This window comes from Ramlibacter sp. GS1-15 (assembly GCF_057785015.1).
The window spans coordinates 609,584-625,480 of record NZ_JBYNTU010000001.1; the positions used below are offsets into that span (position 1 = coordinate 609,584).

15 protein-coding genes are annotated in these 15,897 nt (G+C 66.6%); 5 read left to right on the forward strand and 10 right to left on the reverse strand.

Annotated features, from left to right (window positions below):
* The first annotated feature begins 22 nt into the window (after positions 1–22).
* On the forward strand, positions 23–1,651 hold the full coding sequence (locus tag AC3EF3_RS03055; protein WP_488530684.1) for an ABC transporter substrate-binding protein: 1,629 nt from the start codon (positions 23–25) through the stop codon (positions 1,649–1,651).
* A gap of 130 nt (positions 1,652–1,781) precedes the next feature.
* On the opposite strand, the gene AC3EF3_RS03060 is transcribed toward AC3EF3_RS03055, so the two are convergent.
* The 8 genes from AC3EF3_RS03060 to AC3EF3_RS03095 all read right to left on the reverse strand — a co-directional run bounded on the left by AC3EF3_RS03060 (position 1,782) and on the right by AC3EF3_RS03095 (position 9,896).
* Positions 1,782–2,825 carry a TRAP transporter substrate-binding protein gene (locus AC3EF3_RS03060; protein WP_488530685.1) on the reverse strand — a complete coding sequence of 348 codons (1,044 nt, stop codon included), beginning with the start codon at positions 2,823–2,825 and terminating at the stop codon, positions 1,782–1,784.
* A 152-nt stretch (positions 2,826–2,977) separates the two neighbouring features.
* Positions 2,978–3,643 (reverse strand): bifunctional 4-hydroxy-2-oxoglutarate aldolase/2-dehydro-3-deoxy-phosphogluconate aldolase, encoded by a 666-nt coding sequence (gene eda, locus AC3EF3_RS03065; RefSeq protein WP_488530686.1) that lies wholly within the window; start codon positions 3,641–3,643, stop codon positions 2,978–2,980.
* Positions 3,634–5,451, reverse strand: coding sequence for a phosphogluconate dehydratase (gene edd / locus AC3EF3_RS03070; RefSeq protein ID WP_488530687.1), 1,818 nt, complete (start codon positions 5,449–5,451; stop codon positions 3,634–3,636). The genes eda and edd overlap by 10 nt, the downstream gene beginning before the upstream one ends.
* A gap of 100 nt (positions 5,452–5,551) precedes the next feature.
* Positions 5,552–6,397, reverse strand: a complete 846-nt coding sequence (locus AC3EF3_RS03075) for a MurR/RpiR family transcriptional regulator (protein WP_488533725.1) — start codon at positions 6,395–6,397, stop codon at positions 5,552–5,554.
* Between the two features lie 137 nt (positions 6,398–6,534).
* Positions 6,535–7,539, reverse strand: a complete 1,005-nt coding sequence (locus AC3EF3_RS03080) for a TRAP transporter substrate-binding protein (protein WP_488530688.1) — start codon at positions 7,537–7,539, stop codon at positions 6,535–6,537.
* Positions 7,540–7,558: 19 nt separating this feature from the next.
* Positions 7,559–8,839 (reverse strand): TRAP transporter large permease, encoded by a 1,281-nt coding sequence (locus AC3EF3_RS03085; RefSeq protein WP_488530689.1) that lies wholly within the window; start codon positions 8,837–8,839, stop codon positions 7,559–7,561.
* Complete coding sequence (locus AC3EF3_RS03090; RefSeq protein ID WP_488530690.1) at positions 8,836–9,384, reverse strand: TRAP transporter small permease; 549 nt, start codon at positions 9,382–9,384, stop codon at positions 8,836–8,838. Before AC3EF3_RS03090 ends, AC3EF3_RS03085 begins: the two co-directional genes overlap by 4 nt.
* Complete coding sequence (locus tag AC3EF3_RS03095; protein ID WP_488530691.1) at positions 9,381–9,896, reverse strand: gluconokinase; 516 nt, start codon at positions 9,894–9,896, stop codon at positions 9,381–9,383. Before AC3EF3_RS03095 ends, AC3EF3_RS03090 begins: the two co-directional genes overlap by 4 nt.
* Positions 9,897–10,093: 197 nt before the next feature.
* Here AC3EF3_RS03095 and gntR point away from each other — a divergent pair, with 197 nt between their 5' ends.
* Entirely contained in the window at positions 10,094–11,116 is a 1,023-nt protein-coding gene (gntR, locus tag AC3EF3_RS03100) for an HTH-type transcriptional regulator GntR (protein ID WP_488530692.1), read from the forward strand.
* Between the two features lie 51 nt (positions 11,117–11,167).
* Here gntR and AC3EF3_RS03105 read toward each other — a convergent pair whose 3' ends face one another.
* Complete coding sequence (locus tag AC3EF3_RS03105; protein ID WP_488530693.1) at positions 11,168–11,524, reverse strand: hypothetical protein; 357 nt, start codon at positions 11,522–11,524, stop codon at positions 11,168–11,170.
* 230 nt (positions 11,525–11,754) lie between these two features.
* On the opposite strand from AC3EF3_RS03105, the gene AC3EF3_RS03110 reads away from it, so the two are divergent.
* The 3 genes from AC3EF3_RS03110 to AC3EF3_RS03120 all read left to right on the forward strand — a co-directional run bounded on the left by AC3EF3_RS03110 (position 11,755) and on the right by AC3EF3_RS03120 (position 14,888).
* A complete protein-coding gene (locus AC3EF3_RS03110; protein WP_488530694.1) occupies positions 11,755–13,299 on the forward strand; it encodes a DUF1800 domain-containing protein in 1,545 nt (514 codons plus the stop codon).
* A gap of 5 nt (positions 13,300–13,304) precedes the next feature.
* Positions 13,305–14,492, forward strand: a complete 1,188-nt coding sequence (locus AC3EF3_RS03115) for a DUF1501 domain-containing protein (RefSeq protein ID WP_488533726.1) — start codon at positions 13,305–13,307, stop codon at positions 14,490–14,492.
* Positions 14,493–14,639: 147 nt separating this feature from the next.
* Positions 14,640–14,888, forward strand: coding sequence for a hypothetical protein (locus tag AC3EF3_RS03120; RefSeq protein ID WP_488530695.1), 249 nt, complete (start codon positions 14,640–14,642; stop codon positions 14,886–14,888).
* Here the strand turns inward: AC3EF3_RS03120 and bioB are convergent.
* Positions 14,885–15,871 (reverse strand): biotin synthase BioB, encoded by a 987-nt coding sequence (gene bioB / locus AC3EF3_RS03125; RefSeq protein ID WP_488530696.1) that lies wholly within the window; start codon positions 15,869–15,871, stop codon positions 14,885–14,887. The genes AC3EF3_RS03120 and bioB overlap by 4 nt on opposite strands.
* Positions 15,872–15,897 lie beyond the last annotated feature (26 nt).

Sequence of the window (15,897 nt, forward strand, 5' to 3'; positions counted from 1 at the left end):
TTCCATCAGAAGAAGAAACAGGATGACCGAACACGAAGAGTTGAACGGCCTGCTGGGGGCCGGGGAGAGCACGCGCATCCTGGGCGAGGTGCAACGCGGCGCGAGTCGTCGCGACGTGCTCGCGATGCTTGCGGCCGGCGGCATGCAGGCTGCCATGGCGGGCACGGCCGCGACGCTTGCGACCGGAGCCCGTGCCGAGGTGCCGCGCAAGGGTGGACGCATCAAGGTCGCGGGGATCACCGCGGCATTCAGCGACACGCTGGACCCGGCGAGGCAGTCGAACCACTCGGACTACATCCGCGGCTTCATGTTCTACAACGGGCTCACGGTCTTGGACGGCAGCCTGTCGCCGCAGCCCTCGCTGGCCGAGGAGTTCACCACCCAGGACGCGAAGACCTGGGTGTTCAAGCTGCGCAAGGGCGTCACTTTCCACGACGGCAAGCCACTCGCGCCGGCCGACGTGGTGTTCTCGCTGATGCGGCACAAGAACCCGGCCACCGGCTCCAAGGCCAAGGTCCTCGCCGACCAGATCGAGGAGGTCAGGGCCACGGGCCCGAACGAAGTGACGATCCGGCTGGTGTCGCCCAACGCCGACCTGCCGGTGATCCTGGGCACCTTCCACTTCCACATCGTGCGCGACGGCATCACGGACGTGAACGCGCATCTGGCGGGTGTGGGCACCGGGCCCTACAAGGTCAAGGAGTTCAAGCCCGGCGTGCGCTCGATCGCGGTGCGCAACGAGAATTACTGGAAGCCGAACAAGCCCTACCTGGACGAGATCGAATACGTCGGCATCGGCGATGAGGTCGCGCGCATCAACGCGCTCCTGGCCGGGGAGCTCGACCTGATCGCAGCCGTGAACCCGCGCTCCGTCGATCGCGTCAAGGCGTCTGCCAGGCACACGATCTTCGAAACACGGTGCGGCCTGTACACCGACCTGGTCATGCGCCGCGACAGCAGCCCGGGCAACAACCCGGACTTCGTGCTGGCGATGAAGCACCTGTTCAACCGCGAGCAGATGGTCGACTCCATTCTGCTCGGTCATGGCGTCGTCGCCAACGACCAGCCGATCGATCCGAGCAACCGTTTCTACTTCAAGGGCCTGAAGCAGCGCGCCTACGATCCGGACAAGGCCAGGTGGCACGTGCAGAAGGCCAACCTGGGCAGCGCGGCGGTCCCCGTGGTGGTGTCGCCCGCGGCGGCCAATTCGGCGGAGATGGCGCTCGTGATGCAGCACGCGGCCCGGCAGGTCGGCCTGAACCTGGACGTGCGCCGCATGCCGGCGGACGGTTATTGGTCACAGCACTGGATGAAGCACCCGGTGGGATTCGGCAACATCAACCCGCGTCCGAGCGCGGACGTGATCCTCACCCAATTCTTCAAATCCGATGCGCCATGGAACGAAGCGGCGTGGCAGAGCGAGAAGTTCGACCGCTTGCTGATGGCCGCGCGCGCCGAAACGAATGTGGCGAGGCGCGCCCAGATGTACGCGGACATGCAGATGATGATCAACAGCGAAGGCGGCGTCGGCATTCCGTTCTTCATGTCGAGTCTGGATGGCCACTCCAAGCGTCTCAAGGGCCTGTCGCCCATCCCCGTGGGCGGCATGATGGGATATTCGTTCGCTGAGCACGTGTGGCTGGATGCATGACTTGCATCGGGGTCGTTCCATCCGCTTTCGGGCATCAATGCACCTATGGCGATAAGAATACTTATCGGCATAGATCGGAAAGCGCTCAGCCACCTAAGCAGCGGCGCGGACACCAGTCGGGCGTTCGCCCCTAGAGGGCCCGCTGCGAATGCGCAGCCCTCCTGTCCGCGTCCGCTCGAACCTTCATGAGTTCGTTCTGAGTCTCGATCCAGAGATCCATGCCCACGCTGGAGCCGATCTGCGCATAAACCCGGGTCAGACGGTTGCGCATGCGCGTTGCTTCGGCGAATGACAGCTCGTTGACCTTCATGCCTTTGGCCTTGAGCTCCGCCATGGCGCGAGCGGCCTCTTCGCGCGTGTCCCGGCGTTCGTAATCACGGCTGGCGCGTGCCGCGTTCACGATCTCCTTCTGGTCTTCAGGCGACAGCTTGTCCCACCACTTGCGGCTGGCCAAAACGATCCAGGGGCTGTAGACATGGTTGGTCACCGTGAGGTACTTCTGGACTTCGTAGAACCTGCTCGAGAGGATCGTGTTGTACGGGTTCTCCTGCCCATCAACGGTGCTGGACTGCAACGCGCCGAACAGATCCGAGAACGGCATTGGCACGGCGTTCGCACCCAGAGTTCGGAAGCTGTCCAGGAAAATGCTGTTCTGCATCACGCGCAGCTTCACGCCATCCAGATCCTCCATCTTCGTGATGGGCCGCTTGCTGTTGGTCAGGTTCCGAAAACCATTTTCCCAATACACGAGACCGACCAAGCCCTTGTCCTTGAGCTTCTCGCGGATGCGATCGCCGATCGGGCCGTCGAGCAGCAGATCCGCCTCGCGCGCATTCGAGAAGAGAAAAGGGGTGTCCCACAGCGCCATTTCTTTCACTATGCCGACCAGCGTCGCAGTGGAACCGACCATCATTTCCTGCGTTCCGGCGACCAGTGCCCCTTGCATGCGCTCGTCGGAGCCGAGGGCGGCCCCCCCGACCGGCTTCACCTTGATGCGTCCTTTGGACGCTGCCTCCAACCGCTCGGCGAACACCCGAGCCGCACGGCCCTGGTTGCTTTGCTCGTTCAGGCCGTAGCCGAACGTGATGGCATTGCTGCTGGCGGATTGGGCGTGCGCGATGCACGCGGATGCAAGCAGCGCGCCGAGCGCCAGGATGCGGCGGAAGCGAAACATGTAGGGACTCCTCGGTTTTTTGGTTGGGATAGCGCTATCCAAAACGCGATGATATGCCGCACGACCCGCATCGCCAGCCCGGAATTACCCGCGTTCGCCTTGCAGCGGCGAGCGGCAGCTAATGCAGGAGTGCCTGGCCGATGGCCGCCCTGTCAGTAGCGTGCTTCCGCAATTCGGGTTTGTCCACGAGCTACCCCTGACGCTTGATGCGCCAAGCGCTCGATGCGCTTCCAGTCGCCCTGCTCGATCGCATCCTGAGGAGTGATCCACGACCCCCCGACGCACGCAACGTTCGGGAGCGTGAGGAAGTCTCGCTCGTTGCCAGGCGCGATTCCGCCTGTTGGGCAGAACAGGACATCGCCGAACGGCCCTTGCCACGCTCGAAGCATCGCAGCGCCGCCCGCAGGCACGGCGGGGAAGAATTTCAGCGCGTCCCAGCCGTCGTCCTGTGCGGCCATGATCTCACTGCCGGTCGCGACGCCCGGCACGAACGGCAGGCCGATCTCGCGGCAGGTGCGGCCGAGCGATGACGTGTAGCCGGGACTCACCAAAAAGCGCGCTCCGGCTTTCGCCGCGGCGTGGGCATCGGCCGCCGTACGCACCGTGCCGGCGCCGACCACCGCCTCGGGCACCTCACGGGCTATCGCCTCGATGCACGCGAGCGCAGCGGGAGTGCGCATGGTGACCTCGAGCATGCGGATGCCGCCTGCAACTATCGCGCGGGCGACCGGCACCGCGTGCGCCGCGTCGGCGAGCACGATCACCGGGATCACCGGCGCGTCGTGCATCACGTCGCGCGGGGTGAGGTTCATGTCCATGTGCAGCCCCCTTCTTCGGCCGTGAGCGCATTGCGCCGGAACGCGGTGAACAGTTCGCGGCCGATGCCGAGGCTGTTGAGGTGTCGCAGCGGTTCCGGCATGTGCGCAGGCTCGCGCACCGCCCAGTCCTGCGCGGGCACGAGCGCTTCGAGCGTGCCGGCGTTCGCGTCGAGCCGCACGATGTCGCCATCGCGCAGTTTCGCGAGCGGCCCGCCGTCGGCCGCTTCGGGGGTGACATGGATCGCGGCGGGCACCTTCCCCGACGCGCCGCTCATGCGGCCATCGGTAACGAGCGCGACGCGATGGCCCTTTCCTTGCAGGACGGCCAGCGGCGGCGTGAGCTTGTGCAACTCGGGCATGCCGTTCGCCTTCGGACCTTGCCAGCGCACGACGCAAACGACGTCGCGGTTGAGCTCGCCGGCCTTGAACGCGAGGTGGAGGTCCTCCTGAGAATCAAAGATGCGCGCCGGCGCCTCGATCACATGACGGTCTTCGGGCACGGCCGACGTCTTGACGATGCTGCGTCCCAGGTTGCCTCGCATCAGCCGCAAGCCACCGGTCGCACTAAACGGCTCGGATGCCGCGCGCACGACGCTCGTGTCGCGCGAGGCGCCAATGCCACGCCACGCAAGCGCGCCGCCGTCCGTGACGGGAATTTTTGTGTATTCGCGCAGGCCGCCTTCACGCACCGTGAGCACGTCCTCGTGCATCATGCCCGCGTCGAGCAGCTCGCGGATGACGAAGCCCGGGCCGCCAGCCTCCTGGAACTCGTTCACGTCGGCCTGGCCGTTCGGGTAGACGCGCGCGATCAGCGGCGTCACGCGCGAGAGATCCTCGAAGTCATTCCAGTCGACCGTGATGCCTGCCGAGCGCGCGACGGCGACCCAGTGGATCAAATGGTTGGTTGACCCGCCGGTGGCGAGCAAGGCGACCATCGCGTTGACGATAGCGCGCTCGTCGACCATGCGGCCGATCGGTGCGAAGCGGCGAGCCTTGACGTTCGCCAGCGCCGTGCGCACCGCCTCGCGCGTGAGCTCCTCGCGCAAGCTGCCTTGCGGATGGACGAACGCGGCACCGGGCACGTGCAGGCCCATCGCCTCCATCAGCATCTGGTTGCTGTTGGCGGTGCCGTAGAACGTGCAGGTGCCCAGCGTGTGGTAAGCCTTCTCCTCCGCGGCGAGCAGTTCCTCGCGACCGATCAGGCCTTGCGCGGCCTGCTCGCGCACCTTGGCTTTCTCGCTGTTCGACAGGCCGCTGGGCATCGGCCCGCCCGGAACGAACACGATCGGCAGGTGTCCAAAGTGCAACGCGCCGATCAGCAGTCCGGGCACGATCTTGTCGCAGATGCCGAGCATCAGGGCGCAGTCGAACACGTCGTGGCTAAGCGCTATGGCCGTTCCCAGCGCGATGGTGTCGCGCGAAAAGAGGCTCAGCTCCATGCCCGGCGTGCCTTGCGTCACGCCGTCGCACATCGCGGGCACGCCGCCGGCCACCTGCGCGGTGGCGCCGCTTCGGCGCGCCTCGTCCTTGATGATGTCGGGAAAATGCGCGTACGGCGCGTGGGCCGACAGCATGTCGTTGTAGGCGGTGACGATGCCGATGTTCGGCGCACGCTCCCTGACTACACGGAACTTGTCGCTGCCGGGCAGTGCGGCGAACGCGTGGGCCACGTTCGCACAACCCATGCGTTCGTCGCCGCGGGGTCGCGCGGACAGTTCGTCCACCCGCTGAAGATAGGCACTGCGACAAGGCGCACTGCGCTTGCGGATGCGATCCGTAACTGATTCAACGAGACGCGATGCACACATGGCGTCATGGTAAGGATGCGCCAGGGACGTGGGTTACGCATTGATTACGAAATCAGGACCCGGTCTGTCGCGAGAAAGACGGCAGTGCCGGCGAATGAAGTCAGGTGTATCGCTTGGCCCTCAGGTTGCGCTTCAGTTCCTCGAGTTGCGGCTGCACGTGGGGGCCGATGCGCAATGCTGTCGTGGTCGCGAGAACGTCGATGACGACAAGGTGCAGCAGCCGCGAGACCATAGGGCTGTAGCGATCGAAATCTTCCCGATGTTCGACCGTGAGAACGATCGACCCGCGCTCGGCGAGAGGCGATTCACCACTCGAGATCACCACGACGCAAGCGCCTTTGGCGCGGGCGATGTCGCATGCGTCGACCAGGTCGCGGGTTCGCCCGGAATTCGAGATGATCACCGCGGTGTCCTGGGGTCTGAGCAGGGTAGCGTTCATCATCTGCAGGTGCCCGTCACTGCAGGCTGCGGCATTGACCCCCAGGCGGAAGAACTTGTGCTGGGCATCCTGGGCGACGATCCCGGAATTACCCACCCCATAAAACTCCAGGCGTCCACCCGACTTGTGTGTGGCGCTGATTGCTTCGGCGGCCTTGTCGATCGGCGCCAGATGCGCCTCGTCGCGGTATTTCAGCAAAGCCGCGGCGACATTGTCCAAGACCTTGACAAAAACATCGGCAGTCTTGTCATCCGAGTCGACGCTGCGGTGTACGAAAGGCACGCCCACCTGCGCATCTCCAGCCAACTTGCGCTTGAAGTCGGCGATGCCGGAATAGCCAACGCTCCGACAGAACCGCATCACGGAGGGGGGGCTGACGTGGCTGCGGTAGGCAAGCTCGTCGACGGGCAGCGCCGCGAAGGTCTGCGGGTCCTCCAAGACAAGGCGCCCGACGCGCCGTTCCGAAGGCGGCAGTGACGGCAGTGCCGCTGCAACGCGTTCCAGTATTCCTCGTTCCAACATGATTCGCTTGGGCCTACCTCAACGCGCTGCTGTCAACGGTGGGAGATTGCCCGGCATGCGTCCGCATGGGCCCAAGCGAAGACGCGTGCGAGCCTTCAGGCCGCACGCAAGGCAGAAAGCCACTACTTGCGCAGCTTGCCCAGGTCGGCGTCCAGCTCCTTCACCAGGTCGGCGTGGCCGGCTGCCGCGAACTTGACGATGGCGGGACGCGCGGTGGCGCGCATGCGATCGAGCTCCTTCTCGTTCAGCACGGTGACCTGCATGCCCTTCTTCTTCAGGTCCTCAAGCGCCCGGGCGGCTTCGGCACGGCTGTCCTTGCGCTCGAAGTCGCGCGAGGCGACGGCGGACTCCATCACCGCCTTCTTCTCGTCGGCGTTCAGGCCGTCCCACCACTTCTTGCTGGCCAGCACGATCCACGGGCTGTACACATGGTTGGTGATCGACAGGTACTTCTGCACCTCGTAGAACTTGCTGGACTCGATGGTGTTGACCGGATTCTCCTGGCCGTCAACGGTCTTCGACTCCAGGGCGGTGAACAGCTCCGAGAACGACAGCGGCACCGCGTTGGCGCCCATCGCGTTGAACATGTCGATGTACATCGGGTTCTGCATGACGCGCAGCTTCACGCCCTTGAGGTCGTCCATCTTCGCGATGGCGTGCTTGGAGTTCGTGAGGTTGCGGAAGCCGTTCTCCCAATAGACCAGCCCCACCAGGCCCTTGCTTTCCAGCTTGGCCATGAGTTTCTGGCCCACGGGACCGTCCAGCACCGCATCGGCTTCCTTCTCGTTGGCGAACAGGAACGGCAGGTCGAACACGCCGAAATCGTCCGCGATGCCGACGAGCGTGGCGGTGGACACCACGGTCATCTCCTGCGCGCCGCCGATCAGGGCGTTCTGCATCTGGATGTCGCTGCCCAGGGCAGCGCTCGCGAAGCCTTTCATGTGGAACTTGCCGCCGGTGCGCTTGGCCAGGTCGTCGACCAGGAACTTCGCCGCGCGGCCCTGGTTGCTTTGCTCCGCCAGGCCGTAGCCGAAGCGGATGATGTGCGGCCGAAAATCGCCGGCGTGCGCGGCCACGGTAGTGGCCGCCACGGCGAGTGCGACCAGCAGGTGTTTGAAGTTCTTCAAGCTTTGCTCCTTGGATGATTTAGTGGAACCAGGTCATCGGGACGGTGATGAACCCGGGGAAGGCAACGAACAGGAAAACCAGGACGGCTTCGACCAGCAGGAAGGGCCACACGCCCCGAGTGGCGCTCTCCAGCGAGATGCGGGCGATGCCGCACACCACGTTGAGCACCGTGCACACCGGCGGATGGATCAGGCCCAGCGTGCCGACCAGAATGAACATCACGCCGAAGTAGGTGGGATCGATGCCGGTCTTGACCATCAGCGGCATCAGCACCGGGCCGAGCACGAGAATCGTGGGCGTCAGGTCCATCACGCTGCCGATTGCCAGCAGCAGCAGCATCACGACCGCCATCAGCAGCCGCGGGTGGCCCATCATCGGCCCGAGCACGTCGGTCACCTGCGCCGGCAGGTCGGCCAGGGTCACCATGTACGAGGAGACGAAGGCGGCGGCGCACAGGAACATCACCGTGGCGGTGGTTCGCGCGGCCTTCACCAGCAGCTCGGGCAACTGCTTCAGGTTCACTTCGCGGTAGACGAACAAGCTGACGAACAGCGCGTAGACCGCGGCGACGGCCGACGCTTCGGTCGGCGTGAAGATCCCGCCACGCAGGCCGCCGACGATCAGCACCGGCAGCACCAGGGCCCACAGCGAGTCGACCAGCGCGCGGCCGCGCTCGGCCCAGCTGCGACGCGGCTGCAGGGAGACTTCCATGTTGCGCGAGAGGAGGCTCCACACGGCCACCAGGCCGCCGGCGCGCAGCAGGGCGGGCACGATTCCGGCCACGAAAAGGCCGGTGATCGAGGTGTTGGTCGCGACGCCGAAGATGATGAAGGGCATCGAAGGCGGCACGATGGGCGCGATCACGCCGCCCGCGGCGATCAGGCCGGCAGACCGCGGCACCGGATAGCCGTTGTCGCGCATCATCGGGATCAGGATGGTGGCGACGGCGGCGGTGTCGGCGATCGCCGAGCCGGAGAAGCATCCGAGCAGCAACGTGGCGCCGATCGCGACGAAGCCCAGGCCGCCGCGGATGTGTCCGACCATCGCCGCGGCCAGCGCGATCACGCGGCGCGAGATGCCGCCGGCGTTCATCAGTTCGCCGGCGAGGATGAAGCACGGCACCGCCATCAGCGGATAGATGTCCGCACCGGCGATCATGTTCTGCGCCACCAGCTGCGCATCGAAGAAATTCAGCTGGTACATGAGCGCGATGCCGGTGAGCATCAGCGCGAAGGCGACCGGCATGCCCAAGACCATCAGGCCCGTGAGCGAGCCGAGGAACAGGAAGACGCTGCTCATTCGGCGGCTCCCAACGCCATTTCGCGGGGTACGCCCGGCGTCGCCGGCTCCGGGTCGCCCGGAACAATTGCATCGGGCGCGTCGACCACGATGCGCAGCAGGTTGGCCGCGACGATCACGAGCATCGACGCCGCGCACACCAGGCCCGAAGCCGCCATGAAGGCGTTCGGGTAGTGCAGCACGGTGGAATAGGTGTGCAGGCCGATCTGGGTCTGTGTCCAGCTGCCCGCGAGGAACAGCCACAGCGCACCCAGCGTCAGCACGTGCGTGAGGACGGCGCACGCGCGGCGCAGCGGGCGCGGCAGGCGCGCCTGCAGCAGCTCCACGCCGAGGTGCGCCTTGCGGCGCAGCGCCAGGATGGCTCCCAGGAACACCAGCCACACGAACAGCAGGCGCGAGATCTCCTCGGCCCCGGCAAAGCCGGCGCCGAAGCCGTAGCGGCTGACGACGTTGGAGAAGACGAGGAGCACGATCAGGGCGAGGTCCAGCGCCATCAGCGCCTCGACGCTTCGTTCGGCGGCGCGGACCATGAGATTGCGGGTCATGGGTTTTGCGGTTTTTGGGCGGGCAGGACAGGATGAGCGGCCGCGCCGGCCCAGGCCAGCGCGTACGCGGTGAGTTCGGCGACCGGCAGGGTGCCATCGAGGTGCAACACGCCGGGCTCGCCGCTGGGGTCTTCCAGGACTGCGAACTGGCTCGCAAGGACGCTGGGTGGGAAGAAGTGGCTGCCGGCGCGGGCCAGCACGCGCTCGGCCGCCAGCACCGGCGTGACTTCGAGGAAGACGAAACGCAGGGCCGGCGCCGCGGCCCTCAGCCGATCGCGGTAGGCCCGCTTCAGCGAGGAGCAGGAAACGACGACTTGATCACCGCCGGCCTGCAGTTCCTGCGCGATGCGGTCCAGCCACCCGCCGCGATCCTCGTCCGAGAGCGGAATTCCGGCGCTCATTTTGCGGATGTTCTCTGGCGGGTGAAAGTCGTCTCCGTCGGCCAGCACGCGGCCGGCGGACAGCGCCACGGCGCGGGCGATGGTGGATTTGCCCGAGCCGGCCACGCCCATGATCACCAGCGGCGCGGGCGAAGTCTGGACAGCGCTATCCAGTGCAGGAAGGAACGAGGGGGGAGAGGACGACAAGCGACGAAGCACGAGGGAATAAAACAGACGAGGCGGTGAAAGCCCCAATGGGAACCGCTGCGGATAGCGCTATCCTAAAGCAGGCCTTTCCACTTTCCTCTAAGTACTTCCCCGGAGTCCACATGCAACCCCGTCGCAACCGCCGCGGCACCGGCCGCACCACTCTCGCGGATGTGGCGCACCGCGCCGGTGTCAGCCCCATCACCGTGTCGCGCGCGCTGCGCGGCGAGCGCGGCGTCGCGCCGGAGCTGATCGAGCGGGTGCAGGAAGCCGCGCGCAAGCTCGGTTACGTCCCCGACCCGGCGGCGCGCGCGCTCGCGTCGCATCATGGCTCGCACGTCGGCGTGCTGATTCCCGCGCTGTCGAACGCGCTGTTCGTGGACGTGGTCGAGGCGGTGCAGCGCACCCTCCGCCCGGCGGGCTACCAGACGCTGATCGGCGTCACCCATTACGACAAGAGCGAGGAGGAGCAGCTGCTGCGCGAACAGCTGCTGCACCGTCCCGCCGGCCTGATGGTCACCGGCTTCGATCACAGCGACGCGACGCGCGAGCTCATCGCCCGCAGCGGTGTGCCCTGCGTGCACATGATGGAGACGACCCACGAGCCCGGCGTGTACAGCGTGGGCTTCTCGCAGCGCGAGGCGGCCTCGGCGCTGACGCGCCATCTGCTCGAACGCGGTCGCCGCCGCATTGCCTTCGGCGCCGCGCAGCTGGACCCGCGCACGCTCCAGCGGCTGGACGGCTGGCGCGCCGAGCTCGAGCGGCACGGCCGCTACGACCCGAAGCTGCAGTGGATGAACCCGGCGCCCTCCTCGATGGAGCTCGGTGCCCTGATGGTCGAGCAGATCCTGGCGCATCGGCCGGCCGTGGACGCGATCTTCTTCTGCAACGACGACCTGGCGCAGGGCGCACTCCTGGCCGCCCTTCGCCTGGGTGTGCGGGTGCCGGGCGACGTCGCGGTGGCGGGATTCAACGACCTCACCGGCAGCGACCAGATGGTTCCACCCCTCACGACAGTGCGTACTCGCCGCGACGAGATCGGCGCCGCCGCGGCCCGCATGCTGCTGGGGCTCATGCACCGGCAGCAGCCGCCGCAGCCCGCGATGGACATCGGCTTCGAGGTGGTCCTGCGCGGCAGCACCTGAGTATCCGGCAGTCCCAGCGCATAGCGGAACGCGATCGACGCGCGCCGCGGCTTACTTGCCGATCTGCCTGCTGACCTGGTTTTCCTGCTGGTTCAGCACGCGCTGTTCCGCCTTGGTGATGTGGCCGCCGTTTTGCGCGGCCATGTCGCGCTCTTCCTGCCGGATCAGGTGGTCCTCGCGATGAAGCTTGGTCGCCTTGGCCTTGCTCATGTCGCCTTCCTTGACTTCGTCGTGGATGCGCCGGTTCTGGTTGGCCAGCCGCGCATTGACTTGCGCGCGCCGCGGGTGGTTTTCGCGCCATTCTTCCTTCCGGGCGGCGGAGGCGGCCGGGCTCGGCGCGGTCTGCGCGAAGCTGACGAGGGCACACGAGGCGAGCAGCGCGCCAATCAGGATCCTGGATTTGGACATGTTCGATCTCCTTGGGGTTGGCGATCAGCACCGCGCCGATCTGCTCCAGCAACGCGCGGCCGGCGTGCGCCGGCTGACAGCCCCGTTGTAAAGCGCATGCAAATGCGAACAGATTGACGCGAGCGCTAACGACGGTCGACCGGCTCGCGGGTAGCATCGCTGGACGGTGGAAACCCTTGTGCGCGGCCGAGAGTGTCATCGCGGATCACGGCGCCTGCGTTCCGTTCGACATGAGCGAAGGAGCCATTTCGCGCCGGCAGCTGCTCGCGGCCACGGCAACAGGGGGGTTGTCGCTGCTGACAGGTTGCGCGCAAGTCCCGTCACAGGGGCCCGCGCGCGACGCGGATGTGCGCTCCTTGACGGCCCGGGTCGACCGCATCACGTGGGGCGCGAACGATTCGACCTTCGCGCGTGCGTCGCACGAGGGATTCCAGACCTACCTGGATCGGCAATTGCATCCGACGCAGATGCAATTGGCGCCGGAACTGCAGGCGCGCATCGCGCAAATGACCATCAGTCGCGAGCCGCTGGAGGCGCTCGTCCTTCGGATGGAAGACAAGCGCAAGGCCGTCGATGCGAGCGGCGGGGACGATGCCAGGAAGGCGGCGCAACAGGACTACCAGCAGGAACTCAATCGCCTCGCGCGCGAGGCGGCCTCGCGTCACGTCCTGCGCGCGCTGTATTCACCCGACCAAGTGCTGGAGCAGATGAACTGGTTCTGGCTGAACCACTTCAGCGTGCACCAGTACAAGCACAACCTGCGCGCGATGCTCGGTGACTACGACGACACGATACGCGCGCACGCGCTCGGGCGTTTTCGCGATCTGCTGGGCGCCGTCGCGCACCACCCGGCGATGCTGCGCTACCTCGACAACGATCAGAATGCGGCGGGCCGCGTCAACGAGAACTACGCGCGCGAGCTGATGGAACTGCACACGCTCGGCGTCGATGGCGGCTACACGCAAGCCGATGTCCAGGAACTCGCGCGGGTGCTGACAGGCGTGGGCGTGAACCTCAGCGGCGCGACACCCAACCTGCGGCGCGACCTGCAGTCCTACTACGTGCGACGGGGCCCGTTCGAGTTCCATCCGAATCGGCACGACTTCGGACCCAAGCGGCTGCTGGGCGCGCCCATCGTGTCGCGCGGCCTGCCGGAACTGGACGAAGCGCTCGATCGCCTTGCGCGGCATCCTGCGACGGCGCGGTTTGTCTGCCGCAAGCTCGCGCTGTTCTGGATGTCGGACGAACCGGATCGTGGCACGGTCGACCGCATGGCACGCAGCTTCGCAGAGCACGACGGCGACATCGCGCGCGTGCTGCACACGCTCTTCGAGGAGCCCGAGTTCTGGCGCGCGCGCAAGTTCAAGGACCCGATGCGCTATGCGATCTCCGCGGTGAGACAGGCTTACGACGAGCGTCCCATCCTCAATACGGCGCCCATTCTCGGCTGGCTGGCGCGCATGGGCGAGCCGCTGTACGGGCGGCAGACGCCGGACGGCTACGCGCTCGACTCGAGCGGCTGGAGCAGCGCCGGACAGATGGCCACGCGTTTCGAGATCGCCAAGGCGATCGGCTCGGGCAGCGCGGGCCTGTTCCGAAGCGAAGGCTCCGGCGCCATTGAGCAGCCCGCGTTTCCGCAGCTCGCGACGCCGCTGTACTACGACTGGCGGGCCGCGACGCTGGGCCCGGCCAGCCGCGCCGCGCTGGCACAGGCCACGTCGCCGCAGGAATGGAACACTTTCCTGCTGTCGTCCCCGGAATTCATGCAACGGTGAACATGATGCAACGCCGCCATTTCACGCAAACGGTCGCGACACTGGCGCTGACGGCCGGACACGCGCGGCTGTTCGCCGCGCCGGCCGCCCAGTCGCGCTTCCTGTTTGTCCTGCTGCGCGGCGGCTGCGACGCGGCCAATGTGCTGGTCCCCGTGTCCAGCAGCTTCTATTACGAATCGCGACCGAACATCGCCATCGCACGGCCGTCGTCCGACCTGCTCAGCGCGGTGCCGCTCGACGCGGACTGGGGTCTGCACCCGGTGCTGCGCGAGTCGATGGGTCCCTTGCTCGCGCGCCGCGAGATCGCGTTCGTGCCGTTTTGCGGTACGGACGATCTGTCGCGCAGCCACTTCGAAACCCAGGACAGCATCGAACTCGGCCAGCCGCTGTCGGCGCGGCGAGACTTTCGCTCCGGCTTCATGGCGCGGCTCGCGTCCGTGATCCAGGGTTGTTCGCCCATCGCGTTCACGGATCAATTGCCGCTGGCGTTCCAGGGCGGGGCAGGTCAAGTGCCGAATACCTCGCTGCGCTCCGTCGGCAAGCCGGGACTGGATGCGCGGCAAAGCGCCATCATTGCCTCGATGTACCGCGGCAGCCGCTGGGCCGGGCAGGTGGAAGAGGGTTTCGCCGTGCGCGATGACGTCGCGAAAGGGATGGCCGCCGAGATGCAAGCGGCCAGCCGCAGCGCGATCACGACCAAGGGCTTCGAGCTCGAGGCGCGCCGTATCTCACGCCTGATGCGCGAGCGCTTCACACTCGGCTTCGTGGACGTCGGTGGCTGGGATACCCATGTCGGCGAAGGCGGCGCGACCGGATACCTCGCGGGCCGGCTGGATGAACTCGGACGCGGTCTGGCCGCCTTCGTGAGCGAGATGGGGCCGCTGTGGCCGGATACGACCGTCGTCGTGCTCAGCGAATTTGGCCGGACGTTTCGCGAGAACGGCAATCGCGGCACCGACCATGGCCACGGCGGCGTGATGTGGGTGCTGGGCGGGTCGAGCAAGCGCGCACCGGTGGCGGGCGAACAGGTCGCCGTGACACCGGCGAGCCTCTTCCAGAATCGCGACTGGCCGGTGCTCAACGACTATCGCGCGGTGCTCGGCGGGATCTTCGAGTCGCAGTTCGCGCTTCGCGAGGCCGACTCGCAGCGGGTGTTCGCGCAGGTCACGCCGGCCATGCTCGGCCTGGTTTGATGAAACGCCACTGGCACGACCATCGCCAGGATCGGCGCGGCGTTTGACAAGCTCCTGCTCCGCCAGACACAAGGGTGTCGGCAGCATGCCACATTCCGGTAAGCCCACAGTTGCGCAGCCCCCGGTGTCCTGCCGTATGCTGAGCTCATGTCGTCCAGCAAGATCACGGTAGTCGCCTCTCTCGCCATCGCCGCCGGCGCGGCATGGGGCGCCTATGCGTGGCGAGAGACGCTCCTGGTCTGCGTGCCTTTGGCCCTGGTGGCCGCTGTCCTCCTGGCCCTCATCTGGTCGAAGGCGCGACGGGGGCGGGGTGATACGCTCCACGATCCGGCAGCGTCCACCCTCATCTTTCCTCCCGAATCGAAGTTCCAGCGTTCGGTGCTGCCGAAGCGCTAGGCCAGCCCGCGGGCCTGCAAGCCCAGTCGATCGAGCAGGCGCAGGTCGGCCTCCGTGTCCGGATTGCCCGTCGTCAGCAGCTTATCGCCGTAGAAGATCGAATTGGCGCCGGCCAGGAAGCACAGCGCCTGCACCGCATCGCCCATCTCGCGGCGGCCGGCGGACAGGCGCACGCGCGCCTTGGGCATGGTGATGCGGGCGGCGGCGATCGTGCGCACGAATTCGAAAGGATCGAGCGGTTCCTCGTCGGCCAGCGGCGTGCCCTTGACGCGCACGAGGTGGTTGATCGGCACCGACTCGGGATACGGATCGAGGTTGGCCAGCTGCGCGATCAGTCCCGCGCGCTGGGTGCGCGATTCGCCCATGCCGACTATGCCGCCGCAACAGACCTTCACGCCGGCATCGCGCACGCGCTCGAGCGTGTCCAGGCGGTCCTGGTACACGCGCGTGGTGATGATGTCGCCGTAGAACTCGGGCGCGCTGTCGAGGTTGTGGTTGTAGTAGTCCAGCCCCGCATCGCGCAAGGTTTCGGCATGGCCGTCTTCCAGCATGCCCAGCGTGGCACAGGTCTCCAGGCCGAGCGACTTCACGGTGGCGACGAGTTCGGCGACCTTCTCGATGTCGCGGTCCTTGGGCGCGCGCCAGGCGGCGCCCATGCAAAAGCGCGTCGCCCCGGCGTCCTTGGCACGCTGCGCGGCAACGCGCACCTCGTCGGGCTCCATCAGCTTCGTCGCGGCCACGCCGGTGTCGTGCTGCGCGGCCTGCGGGCAATAGCCGCAGTCCTCGGGACAGCCGCCCGTCTTCACCGACAGCAGCGTCGCGAGCTCCACTTGCGCGGGATCGAAATGCTCGCGATGCACGGCCTGCGCGCGGAAGACCAGTTCGTTGAACGGCAGCTCGAACAGCTCGCGCACGGCCGCGACCGTCCAGCGGCCATCGGCTCGTGGGGCACGCGCAGGTCGGTGCACCGTGATCACAGACATCGAATCTCCTCAGGTGGAAGGCCGGC

What these genes read in the sequence shown, in the direction of transcription:
- AC3EF3_RS03055 (WP_488530684.1), top strand. Translation starts at nt 23, where the DNA reads ATGACCGAACACGAAGAGTTGAACGGCCTGCTGGGGGCCGGGGAGAGC.
- AC3EF3_RS03060 (WP_488530685.1), bottom strand. Translation starts at nt 2,825, where the DNA reads ATGTTTCGCTTCCGCCGCATCCTGGCGCTCGGCGCGCTGCTTGCATCC.
- eda (WP_488530686.1), bottom strand. Translation starts at nt 3,643, where the DNA reads ATGGACATGAACCTCACCCCGCGCGACGTGATGCACGACGCGCCGGTG.
- edd (WP_488530687.1), bottom strand. Translation starts at nt 5,451, where the DNA reads ATGTGTGCATCGCGTCTCGTTGAATCAGTTACGGATCGCATCCGCAAG.
- AC3EF3_RS03085 (WP_488530689.1), bottom strand. Translation starts at nt 8,839, where the DNA reads ATGAGCAGCGTCTTCCTGTTCCTCGGCTCGCTCACGGGCCTGATGGTC.
- AC3EF3_RS03090 (WP_488530690.1), bottom strand. Translation starts at nt 9,384, where the DNA reads ATGACCCGCAATCTCATGGTCCGCGCCGCCGAACGAAGCGTCGAGGCG.
- AC3EF3_RS03095 (WP_488530691.1), bottom strand. Translation starts at nt 9,896, where the DNA reads ATGGGCGTGGCCGGCTCGGGCAAATCCACCATCGCCCGCGCCGTGGCG.
- gntR (WP_488530692.1), top strand. Translation starts at nt 10,094, where the DNA reads ATGCAACCCCGTCGCAACCGCCGCGGCACCGGCCGCACCACTCTCGCG.
- AC3EF3_RS03105 (WP_488530693.1), bottom strand. Translation starts at nt 11,524, where the DNA reads ATGTCCAAATCCAGGATCCTGATTGGCGCGCTGCTCGCCTCGTGTGCC.
- AC3EF3_RS03110 (WP_488530694.1), top strand. Translation starts at nt 11,755, where the DNA reads ATGAGCGAAGGAGCCATTTCGCGCCGGCAGCTGCTCGCGGCCACGGCA.
- AC3EF3_RS03115 (WP_488533726.1), top strand. Translation starts at nt 13,305, where the DNA reads ATGCAACGCCGCCATTTCACGCAAACGGTCGCGACACTGGCGCTGACG.
- AC3EF3_RS03120 (WP_488530695.1), top strand. Translation starts at nt 14,640, where the DNA reads ATGTCGTCCAGCAAGATCACGGTAGTCGCCTCTCTCGCCATCGCCGCC.
- bioB (WP_488530696.1), bottom strand. Translation starts at nt 15,871, where the DNA reads ATGTCTGTGATCACGGTGCACCGACCTGCGCGTGCCCCACGAGCCGAT.